The sequence below is a fragment of the Neobacillus driksii genome (assembly GCF_013409995.1).
Taxonomy (GTDB): Bacteria; Bacillota; Bacilli; order Bacillales; family Cytobacillaceae; genus Neobacillus; species Neobacillus driksii.
In genome coordinates, this window is the sequence record NZ_JACCBX010000006.1 from 329,932 (window position 1) to 352,852 (window position 22,921).

A 22,921-nucleotide genomic window follows, 5' to 3' on the forward strand; every position below is an offset into this window, starting at 1 on the left:
GAATTGTTAAAAGGATGGTCTTGAATCTGAACCATCCTTTTTCTATTGGTCTAATAATTTTTGCTCATCACTGAATTGACTAGGGGAGACTCCAACGATTTTTTTGAAAAGTCGACTGAAGTAGAGTTCATCCTCGTAACCGACATTTTGACTTACCTCTTTGACCCTTATATCAGAATGTGCCAGAAGCTCCTTGGCCCGGTCAATCCGTAAATGGGTTAAATATTCAATCGGACTGTAGCCGGTATTTTTTTTGAAAAGTCTGGAGTAGTGACTTTTACTTAAGCCTGCCATTTTTGCTAAGTCTGTTAAGGTAATAGCGTGATGATAATGGTGACCTATAAAATCAATTGTTTCCTCAATCACTTGTCTTGTGTCCTTAGAAATCGATTGAGCATGAAAGTCCTGTATCAAGGTTAGTATAAGTTCTTGAAATAGGATTTTTCGTCTAAAAGCAATCGTTGAGCCTCTGCGTTTAGACAAAGTATGGATTTCATCGAACAATAGTGCCACTCCTGAGCTGTTTTTAATAGGATAAACTCCTTCTAATGGAAAAGATATTTCCTGAGGCTGTTTGAAATGCCATTGCTCTTTTTTTTCATAGGCACCTGCATAAGAAAATCGTATAAAATAAAACTCAAGAGGATTTGAAGGGGAAGATTTTTTGTCATAAACCATACCAGGTGTAAAAACGATCAGTTTTCCTGGTGAAATACCATACTTATTACCATTTATGATTACTTCGCCCGTTCCTTTTGTAATAAACCAAAGTGAATGATAGAGGGGCTTTTTCCCTTTTTTACTCCAATTGGGAGGACAAGTTTTGTAACCTGCTAACAATAAGGAAAATGTTAGCTCATTTAGTTTAGATGTTAGGCCGCCAAAATCCATACACAAAGAGCTTCATCCTTTACTGATAGAGTGTTAATCTAGAATATCTATACGCTAGAAATACAAAAATATACTATGTTCTAAATACTTTGATAGAATCTATAGAAAAGCATGTAAAAAAATCTTGAGAAAATCTTCATTTTTCTCCTACATTAAACTTAAGAAATAATAATTATACTAGATTTATTCATAACAAACGGCATTATAAAGGGGGGGATTTTCTTTATGAATCAATATTCTGTGTTGGTGGTAGATGATGATAAAGAAATTCGTGATGGGATTGAAATCTACCTAAGAAATGAGGGTCTTAGAGTATTTAAAGCACAAGACGGCTTTGAAGCACTAGAAATTCGATCACTTTCCTTAATTTAAATATCTGCAATCTTATCGTTTTCATTTGCTTTCGCTTCATCTATTCTAGGTCGATACTGCATTTCAATATCACTGATTAGTTCAGCTAAGTCACCATATTCGTCCCATTTGTTCTCTATTTCCTCCTTTGATACGGTAATTGCCTTTTTAATGAAGGACCATTAGTCAACGGATCTGAGAATCTGTCTAACCTTATACAAACCAGCACCAATTGATCGATTTGAAGGGAAAATAGGGGTCTCCAATAATGCTCCAGTAACGAATATGGTCATGCAGAATTATCATAATTATGATAATCAAAGAATTTTCTTTTGGATCTATACTTTAGCAGGAATACTTGCATTAGCAGCTAGTGGATTGATAGGATGGCCAAAAGCTTTGGCGGGTATTTGATAATGTAATTGGAAATATAAATATGAGTTAAGTGAAAATATCGATGAATTATTTGAACGCTTTAAACGTGGGGATGAATCACGTTATACGGATGGTTCTGGCTTAGGACTTGCTATTGCTAAGATAATCGATTTACACGAGGGTACCTTAGACATAGATGTTGATGGAGATTTGTTTAAAGTGACGGTTATACTAAGTCTCTTTGATAAATGATTTTTAAAAAATATTCAAAAACACCATGAGACCTTGAAATAGGTTCTCATGGTGTTTACTTTTTACTTAATTTTATCTCTTTTAGCTTCTGATATTGTTCATCGGGCCACCATGCCCCGCAATCATCCGAAACAACGCATGCTGCACATTTTTCTAAGTCATAGACTCTCATCCCGGATATGGGCGGGGAATATAGATGGAGGGTTACCATATCAGTATGATTTGAGGCTTTCATTTTATGGACTGCCTTTTTTGGAGCATAAAAATATTGTCCTTTATGGTGATACTGATAAAACAATTCTTTAGGTAAGCTGTCACCTTTAACTTCATAAACAGAATTAAGGGAAGTACCGGAGATTACTTGGATCCAGCCGTGAGAATTGCCATGATCATGAGGGGCGCACTCTAACTGAGACCAATTCATCACAAGAAGCTCGACTTCTTCATTTTTATATAGAAGTTTTCGATTGTAAGGCTTCCCTTCAGAAGGTTCTGGCAACTGTGCAAGATCATCGAGTTTCATATCAATTTGTAACAATGCATTTTTCAGGTCGGCTTTAGATGGACTTTTTAAGGGATCTAATACATTCTTAATCTTAGCTGTTAAAGTCATAAAAGCTCTCCTCCGATTGCCGTTATTTCTTTAATAAACGCCACAACATAGGCACAAGCTGACCGTTAACAATAATCACTCCAATTATAATTATGATTCCTCCCCCAGCACTTATGAGTAAAACTTTTTCCTTCAAAAGCAGAACTGCCGCAATTAAAGTTGCAATGGGCTCTAAATAGAGAAACATGGAAACCTTGGATGCCTCTAGGACCTCTAATGCTTTCCCCCAATACCAATAAGCAATACCCGATACAAAGACGCCGAGAAACAACAAATGTGCCCACTCTGAATAGTTTAAGAAGGAAAGGTCTTCCCAGCCTCTATTGCGAAGAATAAAAGGTGTAGTAAGAATCAATCCTAATAAACACATATAAAATGTTACAACAAGAGGGGGATAAGGAATTTTTAAACTTTTTACAAGTATTGAGTAAACTGCCCAGTTTAACGTGCTAAGGATCATTAGGAGAAATCCTAAATTGATGGCAACCTGAAAGGATTGTCCACTTCTTGTACTTGAGATAATAAGTACACCCGTTATCGCCATTACCATCCCAACAGCCTTTGTAATACTTAACTTTTCATGCAAAAAAAGCATGGAGAGAATCACGGTAAAGACGGGTGAAAACGATATGAGCCAACCAGCAGCAGAAGCATTTATTGTCAACAAGGCTGTTGCCTGGAGTACCTGATGAACAAAAACCCCAAGAATGCCTAGTACCATTAAATGTGGAACATACTTAATAGATATTTGCAGGCGATGTCGTTGTAATAGCAGAAGCAACAGCAAAAATATGGCCCCAATTCCAAACCGAATAACAAGTAATGAATACGGATCCAGCTTTCCAAGTACAGCTTTAGTCGATACAAATGATACTCCCCAAAAACTAATCGCCATCAATGCATACAGTGATGCAGTTAACTTCAACCTAAAATTAGTCATGCTGAACAGTCCTTTCAGCAAAAAGATAGTTATTTCATCTTATGCTTGTCCGAATACAACATGATTTTTCTTTTTAGGGGAAAACTAACAAAGTCTAGAGTAAATCAAAAAATATATTTACATAAAGTGGAAAAGTAGGGAGGCTAAGGTATGAGAAGGATCAATCCTGGTTCCGTCAATTCTTACATTCGTTATGGAAATGTGAAAATACCCAAGAGCATACAAAGTGAGTGCCCTCAATGCAGAAATATAACGGAATTTATGATTAATGCAAACTTCCAAAGCAGCAAGAATGGATTGCTCACAGAGTCCAGTTGTCCTACGTGTAAAAAATCAACGGTATTTATTATTATGACGAAGGATGGTCAGGATGAGCAAAATGAACATGCTGATACATATATTTATGACATCCAAGCTTCAAAACATCTCATTAATCATTTAGAAAGTCTCCCTAATATACCAAAAGACCTTATTAGAGCTTATCGTTCAGCGATAAATGTATTTGAATCTAGAGAAAATTCAGCTACTGCCGTAATGTCTAAACGTGTCATTGAAAGTATCCTAAAACATTTTCTAAAAGAAAAAAGTAAAGGACAGCCTTTATCGCAACAGCTTGAAATCCTCCCAAATCAAGTTGACCTGGCAAAGCCAATCCAATCTTTAAGCCACCTGCTCGCAACTGATGGATCCTTACATCGGATGCTTGAATTAGAAAACGAAATGGATTACGAGACTACTGCTTTATTAATGGATTTGCTGGAAAGCCTCATTGAATATCTTTTTGTCTTGCCCGGAAAAATTGAATTGACACACAACAAAATCGCAAAAAAATTTAATTAATCACCCCCCCCTGGAATCATAGTAAATGAACATGATTCAAGGGGGGGTTTTTATAAAACCTGGAGAAAGTAGTCAGGGGCATGGATTCTTTGTATGCATACACTCAACATAGAAATTATTTTTTGTTATTCTAGATCATCAAAAATATTTATTCAATCACCCCTTCATAAAATAGGACTATTAGCAGTAAAGGAGCGGTGAAGGGATGTCTATGGAAATAGTAAAATGTCCTCAGTGAAGGAACTTAAGATTGTTTATAGAAGGTAAATGTTTAAATTGTGGTTATTGTTCGAGTGTTAGAGCCTCAATTAATGCCTTGTATTCACAAAGTCAGCCCTCAAAATATGAACAATTTAAAGCCAGAAAAAGGTCGAGGAACAACGAGTAATTCTTGTTACCAAATCAATGGTGTCATCTTATAATCCAAAACATACACTTTCTATAGTAATTATTTTAGTTTAGACAATGAGGAGAGGATAAAATGCAGCCCGAAATGCAAAAAGCGATTATCCTGGCAGAAAATATTATTGGTTTTATAAAATTTGTTCAAAATCAAAGAGATACAAACCACTTTAGAATTGAAAACAATAAGTTATTGCAAATTAAATATCTTATAGAAGAATATAAGTTTCAAATAGTAGCAGATGAATTAATCAGAATAAACCAGTTTGATTGGAATGAAAAATACACACTATATTTAGTGGAACAATTCCGGAAAGGTATTTCTATCATTGATGAATACGTGAAAAATAACTACAATGAATTATTTATTGTAACAGCGAGATTATATACATTAAAGAACCTATGTAGCAGTTTTGATAAAATAGCTTCATAATGACTTAATGTCCGTGCAATCATCTCGTGCGGATTGATTTTTTTGAGGTAAAAATCAGAAAATTTTAAAAAAACTATCTTATGCGTATGGTTTGATAAATGAATAAAATTAGGTGAAAATAATAAAAATAAATAACTTTAGTTAAAAGTTATCACTAGTATTCAAAAAGGCGGTATCTTATATGTTTAAAAATTTTTTCAAAGGTAAAAAGTCAGAAGTGGAAACAACAATTATGCAGCCATTGGAAGGAGAAATCGTCCCTCTGGATGTCGTTCCAGATCCAGTATTTTCTCAAAAAATGATTGGCGATGGCTTTGCTGTTAAACCTACAAACGGCACGGTTGTATCTCCGGTAGATGGTGAAGTGATTAGTGTATTTCCAACCAAACATGCAGTTAGCGTAAAGTCTACAGATGGCAGAGAAATATTGATTCATGTTGGTCTTGAAACAGTATCTCTAAACGGAGAAGGATTTACTTCATTTGTAAATGACGGCGAACGTGTCAAAAAAGGTCAAAAGTTGCTCGAAACTGACTTTGAATTTATTAAAGAAAAAGTTCCTTCCATTATTACGCCTGTCATCTTTACTAATTTGTCAGAGAATGAAAAGGTCGTAATTGATGATCAAGGGGTAAAAATTATTAAATAATTTATCATACGTTGAAAGAGTAAGCTTTTAAGAGCTTGCTCTTTTTTATTTTTAGGAAAATTTGTTCAACTAGATTCAAAAATAAACAAACATATATTATAATAAAACAAAAATAAATAAAAATTAGTAGCTATTGAGCAAGGGGATGGGAAAGATGAAGGTAAGTTTATTTGCGACATGCCTTGTTGATATGTTTCAAAGTAATGTTGGTAAAGCAACCGTTGAGCTTCTAGAAAGACTAGGGTGTGAGATTGAATTCCCAGAATCACAGGTGTGCTGCGGGCAGCCGGCTTATAATAGTGGATATACAAAAGAGTCCAAAGAAGCGATGAAAAGGATGATTGACACCTTTCAGGATGCGGAATATGTCGTTTCGCCATCAGGTTCATGTGCTTTTATGTTTCATGAGTATCCGCATGTTTTTAAAGGGGACCCTGTTTGGGAACCAAAAGCTAAGAAGTTAGCTGCGAAAACATATGAACTAACACAATTTATTGTGGATGTTTTGAAGGTTGAAGATGTAGGAGCAAAATTGGAAGGTCATGCTACCTACCACACCTCCTGTCATATGACAAGATTGCTGGGAGTAAGAGAAGCTCCTATGATTCTATTGAAAAATGTAAAGGGGCTTAACTTTACTGAACTTCCTGGAAAAGAACAGTGCTGCGGTTTTGGTGGAACCTTCTCGGTTAAAATGGCACAGATATCAGAGCAAATGGTCGATGAGAAAGTTTGCCTTGTTGAAGATACAGGTGCAGATTATCTAATTGGTGCTGACGCCGGCTGTCTTATGAATATTGGCGGACGGATTGATCGAAAAGGTAAGCCGATAAAGGTGTTACATATTGCTGAAGTATTAAATAGTCGTTGATAAGATTATAGATTGATCACGAGCAGATAACTAATGTAGAAGTAGGAAAAAGTGGTCACATAAAGCGTTCATGAGACCCAATGAAGCTAAGAAAGAAAAAAATGGCCTCATAAAGCGTTCATGAGACCCAAATGAGCGGAAAAAAGAAAAAAATAGCCTCATAAAGCGTTCATGAGACCCAAATGAAGCGGAAAAAAGAAAAAGTGGTCTCATAGTGTGTTCATGAGACCCAAAAGTAGCTAAAAAAAGAAAAAAGAGGTCTTATAGAGTGTTCATGAGACCCAAATGATGCGAAAAAAAGAAAAAAGAGGTCTCATAGAGTGTTCATGAGACCAATAGGTAACTAAGCGTTTTATATGAAGGATGGGTGAATAACGAATGGCCATGAAAATAGGCAATGAACAATTTAAGGACCGTGTCGATAAAGGGATTCATGATGATTTTATGCGTGGGGCCGTTTCTGGTGCACAGGATGGAATGGGTGTAAAAAGGCGCCTTGTAACGGAGGAACTGGGAAACTGGGAGGACTGGCGCTCACATGGAGAAGAAATTCGCCAGCATGTCCTTGAAAACCTAGATTATTATCTTGAGCAACTTAGTGAAAATGTAGCAAAAAGAGGCGGGCACGTATTTTTTGCCCAAACAAAAGAAGAAGCAAATGAGTATATTCGCGGGATTGTAAAGCAGAAAAACGCGAAAAAGATTGTAAAATCGAAATCGATGGTAACCGAGGAAATCAGCTTAAATGCTGCTTTGGAACAGGAAGGCTGTGAGGTTATTGAAACCGACCTTGGTGAATACATTCTCCAAGTCGATGATCATGACCCGCCATCGCATATCGTGGTGCCGGCGTTACATAAAAACAAAGAACAAATTCGCGATGTGTTTACTGACAAACTTGGCTACACGAAGACTTCAAAACCCGAAGAATTGGCCTGGCATGCACGGGTTATGCTGAGAGAAGAATATTTGTCAGCCGATATTGGCATTACCGGATGTAACTTTGCCGTCGCAGAAACAGGCTCCTTTAGTTTAGTAACAAACGAAGGAAATGCTGATTTAGTTACCGCCTTACCAAAAACACAGATTACCGTTATGGGCATGGAACGCATTGTCCCTACCTTTGAAGAAATGGAAGTATTAGTCTCCCTTTTAACTAGAAGTGCTGTGGGTCAGAAATTAACAAGTTATATTACCGTCCTTACAGGACCAAGAGAAGAACTAGACGTGGATGGTCCCGAGGAATTTCACCTTGTAATCGTTGATAATGGACGCTCTAAAATCCTAGGGGGAGAATTCCAGTCAGTCTTGCAATGTATTCGTTGTGCGGCATGTGTAAATGTTTGTCCAGTTTACCGGCATGTGGGCGGCCATTCTTACGGTTCTATTTACTCAGGACCAATAGGGGCTGTGCTTTCTCCACTGCTCGGTGGTTATGATGAATTTAAAGAGCTGCCGTATGCTTCGACACTTTGCGGAGCATGTACGGAAGTTTGCCCGGTAAAAATTCCTTTGCATAACCTCCTTCACAAGCATAGAGAAGTGATTGTTGAAAAGGAAGGGAAGGCACCAATAACTGAAAAACTAGCGATGAAGGCATTTGGGTTAGGTGCAGCTTCACCTACGCTTTACAAGATTGGTTCCAAGATTGCTCCAACCGCGATGAATCCGTTTACGTCTGGCGACAAGATCTCAAAGGGACCAGGACCATTAAAAGCTTGGACAGAAATCCGTGAGTTTCCAGCGCCAAATAAAGAGAGATTTAGAGATTGGTTTAAAAATCGTGAAAAAGGGGGCAATTAAGATGACGGGTACCATTCAAAATCGTGATTCATTCTTAAATCAAATTGCCAGCCAGCTTGGTCGACCGCGGATTTCCACGAAGGTCGAAAGGCCAACATGGAAATTCAGACCACAGGATGAGGTATTAAACGACGCTACACAAGATGAGCTTTTAGAAGTGTTAACAGAGCAGTGTAAAAAAATCCATACAAGCATTTACTCCACTGACCTTAAAGAATTACGATCCACCCTCAACGAAGTGGTCTCCAATTATGGCGGTGGTCCTATCGTCACTTGGAAGGATGAGCGGTTTTCAAAATGGGGGCTTGATTCTTTAATGAAAGAAGAATGGCCAAGCAAAGATTATGATGTGTACGAATGGGATCATACAAAGGGTTCTGAAAATATCACAAAAGCGGAAAAGGCAAATGTCGGTATCACGATTAGTGAAATCACATTGGCGGAATCAGGGACCGTTGTATTATTCAGTGACCAGGACAAAGGCAGGACTGTGAGCTTTTTACCAGCGACTTATATTGCACTAATTCCAAAAAGTTCGCTAGTACCAAGGATGACACAAGCTGCACAAAAAATGAGGGAAATACACGAAAAAACAGGTCATGTAGCTTCATGTATCAATTTTATTACCGGACCAAGTAATTCAGCGGATATCGAATTAAATTTGGTGGTTGGTGTTCATGGACCAGTAAAGGCTTCTTATATCGTGATTAATGATTTATAACCGAAATACAAAGGAGCGATTTCCATGAAAGTAGGGATTATTGGTACCGGCTGGTTCGCGAAAACGCATGCGGCTATATTAGGAGATATGGATCGAGTAGAGGTTACTGCCTTTTGTGGAACAAGTATTGAAAAGGCTGATAAAGAAGCAAGAAACTGGTCAAATGCAAAGGGTTATTCAAATATAGATGAGATGTTAGAGAAACAAAAACTCGACGCTGTCTATATTTGTGTACCACCTATGGCTCATGGCGCTATTGAATTTAGTTTGATAGAAAGAAACATTCCATTTTTTGTAGAAAAGCCCATAGGAATAGATGAACAGCCGCTTGAAATTGCGAAAAGAATAGAAGAAAAAGGTCTCATTACTTCTGTTGGGTACCACTGGCGTTATAAAGAAACATCGAAGAAAGCCTTGTCGTTACTTCAAGATCGTAAAGTTGGGATGGCCATGGGATATTGGATGGGGGATATGCCAATGGTTCCGTGGTGGAGAGATGTAACTAAATCAGGGGGACAATTTGTTGAACAGACCACGCATATCGTTGACCTTTTACGTTTCTTGTGTGGTGATATTACCGAAGTGTATGCAGCCTATAGCAGCAAGATTATGCAGGATAAGGTTGAAGGAACCACAGCGCCAGATGTTGGCAGTGTCACTATGAAGCTAGTGAATGGTATGGTGGCGACCATATCAAATACTTGTATTCTAACAAATTCTAGTAAGGTCGGCTTGGATTTATTTACAGAAGAAGGAATTATAGAGTTACGTAATGAGCATTTACGTGAAATTAAAGGTAAACATATCCTAGAACATAAAGAACAAGTTAATCCATATATTGCTGAAAATGAGATATTTCTTGAAGCAGTTAAAACTGGTAATCCCACTGGAATATTATCTGACTACAAAGATTCTTTAAAAACCCACACAGTTACACTTGCAGCCAATCAATCTGCAATAAGCGGTCAGCCAATTAGATTGGGATTCTAGTAACAATAAAAAACGAAAGTCGACAAGTCAAAGTGCTTGTCGGCTTTTTATATAAAAAAATCAAAAAAATAAAAAGATTTATTACTTTACTATTCAAAAATAAACAAACATATATTATAATAAAACAGAAGATAACAAACATAATTACAAACAAACGGGGGAACTAGTAAATGGTAAAGAACTTATGGGAAAGTGAAAAAGCTTCACAAGTAGCAAAAGGGGTAGAAGAATTAGTGTATCGTTCCAATTTGATTGGAACAGATCGTGCCGTATGTAACTGGGGTGGCGGCAATACTTCCATGAAAACAACGGAAAAAGACTTCCGTGGACGTGATATCGAGGTTATGTGGGTAAAGGGCAGCGGCTCTGATTTAGCAACGATGAAGGCTCAAAACTTTACGGGTCTAAACTTAGAGGACATTCGCCCATTATTCGAGCGTAATGAAATGACAGATGAAGATATGGTGGCATACCTTTCACATTGTATGATTGACAGCAAGCATCCAAGAGCTTCAATCGAAACGTTATTACACGCTTTCTTACCATTTAAGCATGTTGACCATACACACCCAGACGCAATTATCAGCCTTTGCTGTGCAGACAACGGCAAGCAGATTTCAGAAGAGATTTTTGGAAATCGTTTTGTTTGGGTACCATATGTACGCCCTGGCTTCACACTTTCAAAAATGATTGCAGAAGGTGTAAGAAACAATCCAAATGCAGAGCTTGTATTAATGGAAAAACACGGACTTGTAACTTGGGGAGAAACTTCAGAAGAGTCCTATGCAAAAACGATTGAGATTATCAATGAAGCGGAAAGCTTTATCAATGCAAAATCAAATGAAGAAACTGCTTTTGGCGGTCAAAAATATCAATCTCTTTCCGATGAAGAAGCAACTAGTATTCTAGCAAAGGTTATGCCAATCATCCGTGGTGCAGTAAGTGAAGAAAAGAAAATGCTCTTAACGTATGATCGCGGTGAAGATGTCCTTCAATTTGTAAACAGCCATCAGGCACCAGAACTTTCACAAATCGGAGCAGCATGTCCAGACCATTTAGTTCATACAAAAATGGTTCCACTCTACATCAATTGGGATCCGCAAACAAAAGATGTTGAAAGCTTAATCGCAGCTATTAAAGAAGGCGTTGCTAGCTTCAAAGAAGGATACAAAGCTTACTTCGAGCGCAACAAAAATGAAGGCGACAAAATGTTTGAACCAGCTCCACGTGTTATTTTAATTCCTGGAGTAGGTATGGTGAATTCTGGTAAGGATGTAAATAACTCACGAGTAAGCGGCGCGCTATACCACCGTGCGATTGCGGTTATGAAAGGTGCTACAACTCTAGGAAACTTTGTTTCACTAAGTGAAAACGAATCTTACAACGTGGAATACTGGCCATTAGAATTATACAAATTGACCCTTGCTCCAGCTGAAGCTGAATTTTCTCGTAAAGTAGCATTCATCACTGGTGGTGCGGGCGGTATCGGTAGTGCAACAGCTCGTCGCCTAGTTTCAGAAGGTGCTCACGTTGTGCTGGCAGATTTAAACCTTGAAGGTGCAGAGAAAGTAGCGACTGAAATTAACGAACAATACGGTGCTAACCGTGCATTGGCTGTGAAAATGGACGTTACAAGCGAAGAGATGGTTCAAGCGGCCTATGACCAAACAGCACTTAACTTTGGCGGAGTAGACATCATTGTTAACAACGCAGGTCTTGCAACATCTAGTCCATTTGATGAAACATCTCTTAAAGAGTGGAACTTAAACATGAATGTTTTAGGTACTGGATATTTCTTAGTTGCACGTGAAGCATTCAAGCAAATGAAGGATCAAGGAATCGGCGGCAACATGGTATTTATCGGTTCGAAAAACTCTGTTTACGCTGGTAAAAATGCAGCAGCATATAGCTCTGTAAAAGCACTTGAAACACACTTGGCAAGATGTATTGCTACTGAAGGCGGCGAGTTTGGTATTCGTGTTAACTCGGTTCTTCCAGATGCGGTTCTACAAGGTTCTGCGATTTGGGGATCAAGCTGGAGAGAAGAACGTGCAGCAGCATACGGAATTCACCCTGATCAATTAGAAGAACACTATCGTAAGCGTACGACATTATTAGTAAATATCTACCCATCAGATATTGCTGAATCCATCGCATTCTTTGCTTCATCTAAATCAGATAGAACAACAGGGTGTATGTTAACAGTAGATGGCGGCGTTCCAGCTGCGTTTACTAGATAAGATTAATTCAAGATCTAGACTCTCTATCAATAGGTAGAGAGTCTTTTCTTTGTTTCTGTAAATACCTAGGTAAAAAGTCAATTAGTTATGTTGATAAAAGTGTTTTTATGAGTAAATCTATCTAATGAGAAGTAGGTATAAATATTTATTTTCTAGCAAGCACTGATTTTTAAACAATCTTAACTGTTTTTTTTCTAACTGAAAAGCAACAAATGGGGCTATTATACATGTGAAAACGCTGTCAAAACAGTGTGAAAAGGAGTTGGTTTCAGGGACTACAAAGTTAGTTTATTAGATTAGAATACAGGTTGTAGGGAGGAAATTTGTGAAAATGAAAAGAAAAAGTTCCAGGAAGTATTTTGCAGTTATTCTAAGTTTATTTTTACTATTAACCTCTGTACCCGCTGGCCCTATTCAAGTATCGGCGGAAGAATCTTCAATCTTAAAAAAGTTTGACTTTGGAACACCAACAGGTTCCGTGCAAGATGGTTATACTAAAGTTTCTTCAGACACAGCTTACTCAGCAGAAACAGGCTACGGTTTTGCTGATATCTCCAAGGTAACCTCACAAGATCGATCAACATCAGACTCCTTGAAATCAGATTTTATTACAACAAAAGAGACTTCCTTTAACGTTGACCTGCCAAATGGTGATTATTTGGTCACTATCATTGCAGGCGACAACGACGACACGACAAATGTAGGCGTTAAGGCTGAAAATATCCAAAAGGTTCAAGACGCTTCAGTTTTAAAAGGTGAATTTATTACACGTGAGTTTGAAATTGCCCTAATAGATGGACAATTAAACTTTGAATTTACTGGTACAAACCCAAAAGTAAATGCAATGACCATTGAGAAACTTCCAGAAAGAACAGCGGGTGAACTTCCAACCGTTTATATCGCAGGGGACTCAACCGTTCAGACTTACGATGAATATTGGCGGCCAGAAGCTGGCTGGGGTCAAATGATTCCACGCTATTTCAGTTCTGATGTAACCTTTAAGAACCATGCCATTGGCGGAAGAAGTACAAAGTCATTTATCAATGAAGGACGATTAGATAATGTTTTAAGAGAAATAAAGCCTAACGACTTTTTTCTAGTACAATTTGGTCATAACGATGCAACCATCAGTATTCCTGAACGATATGCATCTGTCCCTGACTATAAAAATTATTTAAAAACGTATATTAATGGTGCTCGTCAGCGGGGAGCGATTCCAATTCTAGTGACCCCGGTCGGCAGACGCGATTTTAATGCCACTACAGGAAAGTTTAATGTCAGCTTTCCAGAGTATGTGCAGGGAATGAAAGAAGTAGCGGCAGAAATGAATGTAAACGTGGTTGACTTAAGTGCACGAAGTGTTGCCTATTACGATACCATTGGGCCTGAAGGAAGTCTTTCTGTATTCTTACATACAGACCCGGGTGTTTATACAGCATTCCCAAATGGTTCACAGGATAATACACACTTCCAAGAGTATGGAGCAATCCAGCTCGCGCGTCTGGTATCAGACGAAATTAAAAATCTGAATATTTCGCTTTCTCAGTATGTTACGGGTATTGAACCCCCTGCAAACCTTCCAGCGAAGCCAGCTGATGTAGTGGTAAGCAGCATTAGTAACGCAGGTGCACTTGTAACCTGGTCAGAGATAGAAGGTGCAGATATTTATAGAGTTTATCGAAAGCTATCAACTGATAGTGAGTATAAATTGATAGGTACCTCTACCATTCCTAGATTAAATATTACAGGAATGGAAGATGGTAAAACTTACGATGTTTATGTAACTGCCTTAAACGGAAAAGGCGAATCCGAAGAATCGGATGTAAAACGGTTTACAACGAAGCAAGCAACGATCAAATTTGACTTTGGTTTAGCAGGAAACCCAATTGCTGAAGGGTATACAGGTGTCAATTTGTCCACCGTATATACTACTCAAAGAGGCTATGGCATTGTCGATCCAACGGGGATGATTGGCCGTGACCGTGGTACTGGTGGTGATCTTATTCGAGACTGGCTAGGGTATTTTAACATAGGCTGGAAATTCAATGTTGATGTGCCAAACGGTCTTTATGCAGTAAAAGTTTATGTTGGTGATATGTCAGGAAGTGCAAGAACAACTCTTGCTGTAGAAGGTCAGGATTATGGCCAAATTTCTGCTTCTAAAAATAACTTTACAAGCAAAGTTGTTTCTCAAGTTTCAGTTAAAGATGGACAAATGAATTTTAGTTTTGGCGGTTCAACAGCGATTGTAAACGGTGTTGAAATCACCCCGATCCTAATTGCTCCGTCCGAACTTAAAGTGGACGAGAAATCAATGAACGCTGAAAATCCATTCGTCACATTATCATGGAAAGCAGTTGAGGACGCAGTAAAATATAACATCTACCGTAAAGTGGCTGGCACAAGTGAATTTACCTTAGTGGGCAGCAGCTCAACAACGTCATTCACAGATAATACCGTCGATGTAGGAATGGAATATGAGTATGTGGCTACAACAATTGATAATGCCACTGTGGAAACGGATCCCTCACTACCGCTAAAAGTAGTAATGGTCGATCCATCACAGCCAGTTCCAGCTGCACCAGATCATTTAAAAGTAGGTGAAGTCAACAAGAATGACCTTACAATTAGCTGGGATCAGGTAGAAGGAGCGATTACCTATAATGTGTATCGTTCAAATAAGGAAAAGGGAACTTACGAATTTATCGGAAAGACGAAAACGGCTTCTTACAAAGATGAAACTGTTTTAACAACGATTCCTTATTTTTATAAAGTTTCAGCTGTTAATGCAGGTGGCATTTCTGAACAATCTAAAGTTTTGAAAACGCCAGCTGTAACGAAACTTAAACGTCAAATGGAAGAGCTTGACCGTGCGCCAGTTGCGATGAAAACAGATGAAGGTGTTTTTGTAAGCTGGAGAATGCTCGGAACAGATTCTGAAAGCATTAGCTTTAACATCTACCGTGATGGTGAAAAGATTAATGCTGAACCAATTGCAGCCAGCACCAACTACGTCGATAAGGATGGAAAAACTGAATCCATTTATGAGGTTCGTGCGGTCCTTGACGGCAAAGAAAGAAAATCAAAGGAAACAACGAAGGTATTAAATCAAAATTACTTTGATATCCCGCTTCAAAAACCAGCGAACGGTGTGACACCACTTGGTGACCCATATTCATACCGTGCAAATGATGCCAGTATCGGTGACTTAGATGCTGATGGTGAGTACGAGTTAGTGTTAAAGTGGGATCCAACCAATTCCAAGGATAACTCTCAAGCGGGCTATACAGGTAATGTTTATGTAGATGCCTATGAAATGGATGGAACCTTAAAGTGGCGTATTGATTTAGGAAAAAATATCCGTGCCGGTGCACACTACTCACCATTCCTTGTTTATGATTTCGATGGGAACGGAAAAGCAGAGGTTGTATTCAAAACTGCAGATGGAACAATAGACGGACAGGGAACCGTAATTGGCAGAGCGGACGCTGATCACCGTAACAGTACAGGATACGTCCTGCAAGGTGCAGAGTACTTGACAGTATTTGAAGGGGAGACCGGAAAAGCACTTGATACGACCGAGTATGAACCTCCTCGAGGGGACGTGGGCGCATGGGGTGACACTTATGGAAACCGTGTGGATCGTTTCCTAGCAGCAGTAGCGTATCTAAATGGAGAAACACCAAGTATTATTATGGCACGTGGTTACTATACGAGATCAGTGCTGGCGGCATACAATTTTAAGAATGGTAAATTGACAAAGCAATGGGTCTTTGATTCAAACGATGAAGGTCAAAGAGATTATGCTGGGCAAGGTTACCATAATTTAAGTGTGGCGGATGTCGACACAGACGGCAAAGATGAAATTGTCTATGGTCAAGCAGTGATTGATGATAATGGCAAGGGATTATACACAACTGGTTTAGGACATGGGGATGCTCAGCATGTGAGTGATCTTGATCCAACAAGACCAGGACTTGAAGTTTTCGCAGTCCAGGAGCATAAAGAAGGTCCATACGGATATGACATGCGTGATGCAGAAACGGGTGAAATTCTTTGGGGTGTGAAAACGGGCCAAGATACTGGTCGTGGTGTTTCAGCTGATATTGACCCGAGGTACGATGGGGCTGAAGCATGGGCAATTTCTGGTGCTTGGAATAGTAAGGTTGGCGGAATTCACACTGCAAAGGGTGAAAAAATATCAGAAAACATTCCTTCCAGTAATTTTGCGATTTGGTGGGATGGAGATTTGTCTCGCGAGCTAGTCGATCATAAATGGAATGATACCACATCAACTGGTGTTGGAACCATTGATAAGTGGGACTATGAAAATAGTAAGTTAGTAAATATTCTAACTGCAGAGGGAACGCAAACGAATAACGGCACAAAAGGAAATCCAGTCCTGCAGGCTGATTTGTTTGGTGACTGGAGAGAAGAAATCATTTGGAGAACAGATGATAGTAGTGCCCTAAGAGTGTACATGACAACAGAGGAAACAGAAAATAGAATTTACACCTTAATGCATGATCCACAGTACCGGTTATCGATTGCGTGGCAAAACGTCGGCTATAACCAGCCGCCGCATACTAGCTTCTTCCTTGGAACAGGTATGGAGAAGCCTCCTGTACCGAGCATTGATGTAGTAGAAATACCAGATGTAAATGCACCGGATACAGAATACGAGCTAACAGGTGACGTGCAGGAGGGGTGGTATCATAGCCCTTTGACGGTGAATTTGACCGGTTATGATTATCAATCTGGTATTAAAGCAACCTATCATTCTTTAGATGGTTCTACTGAACAGGAAGGAAATACCGTAACGATAGCAGAAGATGGCAAACATGTTCTTGAATATTGGAGTATAGATCATGCTGGTAATATCGAGGAAAAGAAATCGATTTCTATTAACATTGATCAAACTGCTCCAGAAATCACGTTCTCCGTTGAGGATGGAACATCATTCACAGTAGATCAACATATTAGTGTTACTTGTCAGGCAACTGATGCCTTATCAGGAGTAGCATCATCCACATGTGAAGATGTTTCTGTACCAGCATACGAGCTTGGTCTAGGCAGCCATACGTATACGGCAGAAGGGGAAGATGTTGCAGGTAACAATTCTATGAAATCAGTTACGATCAACGTCATGGTTAACTTTGACAGTCTTGGCGAGTTGACCAAACTGTTCCTGACTGGTAATGGTGTTGAAACTGCTAAGGTAAACACTGTTGAAGAAACTAATAAAGGAAACTCTTTACTTGTAAAACTAGAGGCAGCTAAAGCTGCTCACGAACGAGGCAATACGAGTGCAAGAGACGGACAACTAAATGCTTTTATCAAAGAAGTTAATGCAAGCATGAATAAAGACTTCACAAATTACCAGGCACAAATTTTAATCAAATTTGCAGAAGTCTTAAAGAAATAATAAAACAGGTCCCAAAGTGTTTCCAACTTTGGGACCGTTTTATTTTGAAAAGAAACAGCAAAAAGATAACTATTCAAAAACGAATTTTCAAATGTTTATATAAGTTTCGAAAAATTTTGTAATAATACTTTGTTTGTCCGATAGACAAACTATAACTCTGTGGCTATAATAAAATAAAATACAAGGTAAGTAAATCATTTACCTTTTATTAGAAGTATCTGTAAGCGTTATCACATTGTACATATTTACAAGTTAAAATGTGCTGGCAGTTCATGACTCCCAGCACATTTCAACTATTTAACATCAAGTTTAGGCGCATAAGACTTTAATAAAATGATAGATTATTCATTCTAATTAATTGGAGGGGAAAATATGTCAAGATTATTGGAAATGCAGGAGGGATCTTTTTATACAGGGCAATATCGCAATCTATTTAAAGAAATTGGAAAAACAGATGAAGAAATTTCAACTAGAATTCAGCGCAATTGGAACGAGTTATTTAATGGAAATGAGGATACTAGAATTTACTATCCCGTTGGCGATGATTTAGGGTACATGCTTGATACTGGAAACCTGGATGTGCGGACTGAAGGCATGTCCTATGGGATGATGATGGCAGTGCAATTGGACAATAAAGATGTCTTTGACCGTTTGTGGAAGTGGACCATGAAGTACATGTATATGACAACGGGAGAAAATGCTGGCTACTTTGCTTGGTCTTGTAACCCAGACGGTTCTAAACGGGCCTATGGTCCTGCACCTGATGGAGAAGAGTTTTTTGCAATGGCGTTATTCTTTGCTTCTCATCGATGGGGTGATGGTGCAGCACCGTTTAATTATAGCGTTCAGGCGAAAGACTTGTTGCGAACTTGTATACATAAAGGAGAAAATGGTGACGGTTATCCAATGTGGAGTCCGGAAAATAAACTAATTAAATTTATACCTAATTGTGAGTTTTCTGATCCATCTTATCATTTACCACACTTCTATGAACTTTTTTCACTATGGGCATACGAAGAGGATCGGCCGTTTTGGAAGGAAGCAGCGGCTGCAAGCAGAGAATATTTAAAAATTACTTGTCATCCAGACACAGGTTTGGCACCTGAATATGCATATTATGATGGAACGCCAAACAATGAAAATGGCTATGGTCATTTCTTTAGCGACTCATATCGGGTTGCGGCAAACATTGGTCTTGATTATGAATGGTTTAAAGGAGATGAATGGGAGCGGGAAGAAGCCAACAAGATCCAAGCCTTCTTTGCCGACAAAGACCCTGCTGACTATCGCAGATATACAATTGCAGGTGAACCATTTGAAGAGAAATCACTTCATCCCGTTGGTTTGCTTGCAACCAACGCCATGGCTTCATTGGCGGCAGATGATGTAGAAGGAAAAAAGTGGGTGGAACTACTCTGGAATACCCCAGTAAGAACAGGAGTCAGAAGATACTACGACAATTGCCTATACTTCTTCAGTATTCTAGCCCTAAGCGGCAACTACAAAATCTGGATGCCGAATAATTAAGTTTAATAAATATAAGGCCCGCAAGGTTATGATTTGTGGGCCTTATATTTAAATCAAAGCATTTATTATCTATGTACGTTGTTGATTAGAGTAGAAAGAAATTCCTGGAACGGAGATTAACAACACAGCTGTATTTGAAAACGTTTTATTAATCATTACTAACCATTGGGAACAGGAGTGGGACGGAAATGAACAAAGTAGTATTAGTAGATGATGAAATGTATTTCCGCAAAGGATTAAGAAATCTAATCAATTGGGAAGACTGCGGATTTCAAGTAGCAGGCGAGGCCGCAAACGGCGAAGACGCCTTAAAGATGATGCATGAAGTAAACCCAGATCTTATCATTACTGATATCCGTATGCCTGTACTAGATGGAATTGGACTTATTAAACAAGCAATCGAAATAGAAAGAGTTCAAACAAAATTTATTATCATCAGCGGACATAGTGATTTTAAATATGCACAACAAGCATTAAGATACGGTGTCCATGATTTTGTTCTAAAACCTATTGATCAGGATGAAATTGAACAAACACTAAGATCACTTTCCAAAACCATTAACGAACAAAAAAAGCGTGATGAACAAAGGCTCGAAGAACAAGCAAATATTCTTTTTAACCATCTGCTTTTAGGGAATGCTGCGGACAATGAACATTCAGCAGGCCTTTTAAATCTCCTTTCGGTAGGGAACCCTAACGAGTTCTTTTACCTATTAATTGAAGTTAATGGATTACTTGGGGAATCTGCTTTAAACAATGAGGAAAGAGTACAACAGATTAAAAGGACATTAAGAGCTGTGATTCGGGATGTATGCAGCACCCATGAAAGAATATGGATCCAGAAAGCAGCACAAGGCGCTGTAGGTGTCCTCATTACCTCTAATCACTTAGCAAGGTTTCAAATGAGCATAAAAAAATTTATGACGTGGGTAAAGAAGGAACTTACGAATAGAATATCTGAGGATTTTACCTTTTATGTTGGTGAAGCTGTTCCTAGTCTTACGTTTTTGAAACAATCAGCTGATGGTGTTGAAAGGGCAAAACAGCATAAATATGCAAACAATGAAAAAGGAATCATTATCTTTGAAGACATTGTCGATAAACCGATCTCTTTTGCTGAACCTGACGAGACCATTTATCAATCCTTAATTGAACATATTGAAGAAGAAACAACACCTCAAGTCATTCATTCACTAGAGACCTTGTTTCAAACTCTAGTATCAATGAAGCTATCTCACACGGCTTTTCTAGCTGTTCTTAATAGTTTTGTACATTCTGTTTTAAAAATTATAAGGAAAATGGGAGGAGAACCTTCAAGTTTACAATCCTATCGAATGATTTATATCTTACATAATTACAACTTGACTTTACCTCAGCTAAAGGAATTAATCATTCATTTTATTATCGAGTGCAAAGAGGAAATAGCTAAATTACGGAAACAGTCTGCTAATGGAGAAGCGCACAAAATAAAACAATACATTGACCTTCATTATCATGAAAACATTAGCTTAAAAACCATAGCCAGCAAGTTTTTTATGAATCCAGTATATTTAGGACAATTGTTTAAGAAAACCTATGGAATCTACTTCAAGGATTATTTACTGCAAGTAAGAATTAATGAAGCGAAAAAAATGCTGCGTCAATCGGAAAAAAGAATATATGAAATTGCTGAAAGTGTGGGGTTTAATAATACAGATTATTTTGTCACTATCTTTGGCAAGTTAGAAAATATCACGCCTTCTGAGTATCGGAATAAATTAATCAACGAAAGAAAAGTGATAGGAAAATGAGGAAAAGCAGAAGTTTTCACAATATTCTATTAAAGAACAAAATGTTAATTATGTACTTTTTTGCTGTATTTATTCCCATTGTACTTACAAATGTAATCTTTTATATCGTTACCATTGAAAATGTTAAAAAACAGCAAATGCAAGATTCCACATTGGCATTGCAACAGATTAATAGAGATTTTAGTACCATTATCGACCAAGCAGTAGGAATTTCCTCCTCTTTATATACGAACTTAAATTTAAATCTATTTTTGGAAAAGGACTATGTCTCATCTATAGACTATATCGAAAGACATAATAGCTTTTTAAGGAACTATAATCAGTCTAGTCCTATAAACCCATCTATTAACTCTATTCGCTTTTATACGGATAACCCGTCTGTCATCTATTCAGGCGGGGTTTATTCCATTGACAGCCTTCAACAAGAATTAACAAACTTTAAGGATGCCTTAACCAATAGTAACGGCTCGCAAATTCTCATTGATACACCATCTGATGAGAATTTTGAAACCTTTAGTATCATCCGTAATTTGGATTATTTTTATAATGATAAACAAAAGTTCGTAAAGGTTGAAATTAATCCTGAGACGATCAGAGATATCTTCAACAATGTAACGTTTAAAGGGGATGTATACTTACTTAATGAAAAAGGAGAGATTGAATACACAAATAATCAATCTCTAAAACAACAGCTCGATAAGCCAATCAATTTCAATCAAGTAGAAAAAGAACATAGTCTCGTTACGATTCGTGCAAATCTGAATAATGGATCTTACTTAAATGACTGGTCAGTGGTTGGAACCATATCGGAAGAAACGATGCTTAATACGGTTAATAAATCTAAACTCTTTATCGTGTTACTGGCTATGATCAACTTTTTAGCTCCAACCATTATTATTGTCATTATCTCTAGTTCGTTTTTGACCCGATTACAAAGGATTATTCGCCATGTAAAGAGGATGAAGAACCAGGACTTTGAGTTAATCCATGATCAGGAATATCAAGATGAAATTGGACAATTAACAAGTGAATTCAATCGAATGACCAAAAAAATCAATGATTTAATTAATGACGTTTTATTAGTCAATATTCAAAATAAGGATTTGGAAATAAAAAGAAACCGTGCGCAGTTAAGTGCCCTGCAAAGCCAGATCAATCCACATTTTTTGTTTAATGCTTTAGAAACGATCCGTATGAGAAGTTTGATGAAGGATGAAAGAGAAACCGCGAAAATTATCCATAACATGGCAAAAATATTTCGTAATTCTCTTACGTGGGGCAAGGACTTTGTATCCGTTAGGGATGAAGTTAATTTAATTACTAGTTTTTTGGAAATTCAAAAATATAGATTCGGAGATAAATTAAATTATCAGATTTATATTGATGAAACTGCAGAAGATTGTAAGATTCCGAATATGTCAATTTTGCCTTTTATAGAAAACGCCAGCATTCATGGTATTGAGCCATTAAAGGAAAATGGAGAAATCTCCGTATCCATCTCGTTATATGCTGATACAGTAACCTGTGTGATTAAGGATAATGGGGCCGGAATTACAGAAGAAAAGAGAAAGCAATTATTAGCATCATTAGAAAATGAGGAAGATATAAGAGAGAATGTGGGCATTAAAAATGTGTATTATCGATTGAAATTATACTATCCTGATCAATTTTATTTTAATATTGATAGTCATCTAGATTATGGTACAACGATTACGATACAATTGCCATCCCAAATAGACAGCACAATCTCTAGTAATTCGGATAAAAATCTTTACTTTATTAAGTAACACCTATACTTTTTAAATGGT

Annotated in this window: 15 protein-coding genes and 2 pseudogenes; 14 read left to right on the plus strand and 3 right to left on the minus strand. The window is 37.9% G+C overall.

What is annotated here, in order from left to right; translation table 11 throughout:
• Positions 1-42: 42 nt before the first annotated feature.
• Positions 43-891 carry an AraC family transcriptional regulator gene (locus F4694_RS15765; RefSeq protein WP_179599753.1) on the minus strand — a complete coding sequence of 283 codons (849 nt, stop codon included), beginning with the start codon at positions 889-891 and terminating at the stop codon, positions 43-45.
• 225 nt (positions 892-1,116) lie between these two features.
• Between F4694_RS15765 and F4694_RS15770 the strand changes: the two are divergent.
• Positions 1,117-1,242: pseudogene (locus tag F4694_RS15770) on the plus strand (response regulator); the annotation flags it as partial.
• A gap of 385 nt (positions 1,243-1,627) precedes the next feature.
• A pseudogene (locus F4694_RS32680) lies at positions 1,628-1,869 on the plus strand (ATP-binding protein); the annotation flags it as partial.
• 55 nt (positions 1,870-1,924) lie between these two features.
• Here the strand turns inward: F4694_RS32680 and F4694_RS15775 are convergent.
• Both F4694_RS15775 and F4694_RS15780 read right to left on the minus strand, forming a co-directional pair.
• The gene (locus F4694_RS15775; RefSeq protein WP_179599597.1) at positions 1,925-2,482 is read right to left on the minus strand and encodes a cysteine dioxygenase; all 558 of its coding nucleotides are present in this window, start codon (positions 2,480-2,482) and stop codon (positions 1,925-1,927) included.
• Between the two features lie 22 nt (positions 2,483-2,504).
• Complete coding sequence (locus F4694_RS15780; RefSeq protein ID WP_179599599.1) at positions 2,505-3,422, minus strand: DMT family transporter; 918 nt, start codon at positions 3,420-3,422, stop codon at positions 2,505-2,507.
• A 150-nt stretch (positions 3,423-3,572) separates the two neighbouring features.
• Here F4694_RS15780 and F4694_RS15785 point away from each other — a divergent pair, with 150 nt between their 5' ends.
• The 12 genes from F4694_RS15785 (at position 3,573) to F4694_RS15840 (ending at position 22,900) form a co-directional block, all read left to right on the plus strand.
• Positions 3,573-4,262 carry a hypothetical protein gene (locus F4694_RS15785; protein WP_179599601.1) on the plus strand — a complete coding sequence of 230 codons (690 nt, stop codon included), beginning with the start codon at positions 3,573-3,575 and terminating at the stop codon, positions 4,260-4,262.
• 481 nt (positions 4,263-4,743) lie between these two features.
• Positions 4,744-5,097, plus strand: coding sequence for a hypothetical protein (locus F4694_RS15790; RefSeq protein ID WP_179599603.1), 354 nt, complete (start codon positions 4,744-4,746; stop codon positions 5,095-5,097).
• Between the two features lie 181 nt (positions 5,098-5,278).
• On the plus strand, positions 5,279-5,746 hold the full coding sequence (locus F4694_RS15795) for a PTS sugar transporter subunit IIA (protein WP_179599605.1): 468 nt from the start codon (positions 5,279-5,281) through the stop codon (positions 5,744-5,746).
• Positions 5,747-5,900: 154 nt separating this feature from the next.
• Positions 5,901-6,617, plus strand: coding sequence for a (Fe-S)-binding protein (locus F4694_RS15800; RefSeq protein WP_179599607.1), 717 nt, complete (start codon positions 5,901-5,903; stop codon positions 6,615-6,617).
• A gap of 378 nt (positions 6,618-6,995) precedes the next feature.
• Entirely contained in the window at positions 6,996-8,420 is a 1,425-nt protein-coding gene (locus F4694_RS15805; RefSeq protein ID WP_179599609.1) for a LutB/LldF family L-lactate oxidation iron-sulfur protein, read from the plus strand.
• A gap of 1 nt (position 8,421) precedes the next feature.
• Complete coding sequence (locus F4694_RS15810) at positions 8,422-9,141, plus strand: LutC/YkgG family protein (RefSeq protein WP_179599611.1); 720 nt, start codon at positions 8,422-8,424, stop codon at positions 9,139-9,141.
• A 24-nt stretch (positions 9,142-9,165) separates the two neighbouring features.
• Positions 9,166-10,131 carry a Gfo/Idh/MocA family protein gene (locus F4694_RS15815; RefSeq protein ID WP_218895684.1) on the plus strand — a complete coding sequence of 322 codons (966 nt, stop codon included), beginning with the start codon at positions 9,166-9,168 and terminating at the stop codon, positions 10,129-10,131.
• Positions 10,132-10,301: 170 nt separating this feature from the next.
• The gene (locus F4694_RS15820; protein WP_179599613.1) at positions 10,302-12,371 is read left to right on the plus strand and encodes a bifunctional aldolase/short-chain dehydrogenase; all 2,070 of its coding nucleotides are present in this window, start codon (positions 10,302-10,304) and stop codon (positions 12,369-12,371) included.
• Positions 12,372-12,702: 331 nt separating this feature from the next.
• Entirely contained in the window at positions 12,703-17,796 is a 5,094-nt protein-coding gene (locus F4694_RS32685) for a rhamnogalacturonan lyase family protein (protein ID WP_179599757.1), read from the plus strand.
• Positions 17,797-18,168: 372 nt separating this feature from the next.
• The gene (locus F4694_RS15830; RefSeq protein WP_257029255.1) at positions 18,169-19,323 is read left to right on the plus strand and encodes a glycosyl hydrolase family 8; all 1,155 of its coding nucleotides are present in this window, start codon (positions 18,169-18,171) and stop codon (positions 19,321-19,323) included.
• A gap of 188 nt (positions 19,324-19,511) precedes the next feature.
• Positions 19,512-21,113, plus strand: a complete 1,602-nt coding sequence (locus tag F4694_RS15835) for a response regulator (RefSeq protein ID WP_179599615.1) — start codon at positions 19,512-19,514, stop codon at positions 21,111-21,113.
• A 41-nt stretch (positions 21,114-21,154) separates the two neighbouring features.
• On the plus strand, positions 21,155-22,900 hold the full coding sequence (locus F4694_RS15840; RefSeq protein WP_257029256.1) for a sensor histidine kinase: 1,746 nt from the start codon (positions 21,155-21,157) through the stop codon (positions 22,898-22,900).
• Positions 22,901-22,921: the final 21 nt, after the last annotated feature.

Bases quoted from the DNA above. Each gene is read 5' to 3' on its own strand.
- F4694_RS15815 (WP_218895684.1), top strand. From the start codon at position 9,166: ATGAAAGTAGGGATTATTGGTACCGGCTGGTTCGCGAAAACGCATGCG.
- F4694_RS15765 (WP_179599753.1), bottom strand. From the start codon at position 891: ATGGATTTTGGCGGCCTAACATCTAAACTAAATGAGCTAACATTTTCC.
- F4694_RS15775 (WP_179599597.1), bottom strand. From the start codon at position 2,482: ATGACTTTAACAGCTAAGATTAAGAATGTATTAGATCCCTTAAAAAGT.
- F4694_RS15795 (WP_179599605.1), top strand. From the start codon at position 5,279: ATGTTTAAAAATTTTTTCAAAGGTAAAAAGTCAGAAGTGGAAACAACA.
- F4694_RS15785 (WP_179599601.1), top strand. From the start codon at position 3,573: ATGAGAAGGATCAATCCTGGTTCCGTCAATTCTTACATTCGTTATGGA.
- F4694_RS15820 (WP_179599613.1), top strand. From the start codon at position 10,302: ATGGTAAAGAACTTATGGGAAAGTGAAAAAGCTTCACAAGTAGCAAAA.
- F4694_RS15805 (WP_179599609.1), top strand. From the start codon at position 6,996: ATGGCCATGAAAATAGGCAATGAACAATTTAAGGACCGTGTCGATAAA.
- F4694_RS32685 (WP_179599757.1), top strand. From the start codon at position 12,703: ATGAAAAGAAAAAGTTCCAGGAAGTATTTTGCAGTTATTCTAAGTTTA.
- F4694_RS15835 (WP_179599615.1), top strand. From the start codon at position 19,512: ATGAACAAAGTAGTATTAGTAGATGATGAAATGTATTTCCGCAAAGGA.
- F4694_RS15790 (WP_179599603.1), top strand. From the start codon at position 4,744: ATGCAGCCCGAAATGCAAAAAGCGATTATCCTGGCAGAAAATATTATT.
- F4694_RS15780 (WP_179599599.1), bottom strand. From the start codon at position 3,422: ATGACTAATTTTAGGTTGAAGTTAACTGCATCACTGTATGCATTGATG.
- F4694_RS15810 (WP_179599611.1), top strand. From the start codon at position 8,422: ATGACGGGTACCATTCAAAATCGTGATTCATTCTTAAATCAAATTGCC.
- F4694_RS15830 (WP_257029255.1), top strand. From the start codon at position 18,169: ATGTCAAGATTATTGGAAATGCAGGAGGGATCTTTTTATACAGGGCAA.
- F4694_RS15840 (WP_257029256.1), top strand. From the start codon at position 21,155: ATGTTAATTATGTACTTTTTTGCTGTATTTATTCCCATTGTACTTACA.
- F4694_RS15800 (WP_179599607.1), top strand. From the start codon at position 5,901: ATGAAGGTAAGTTTATTTGCGACATGCCTTGTTGATATGTTTCAAAGT.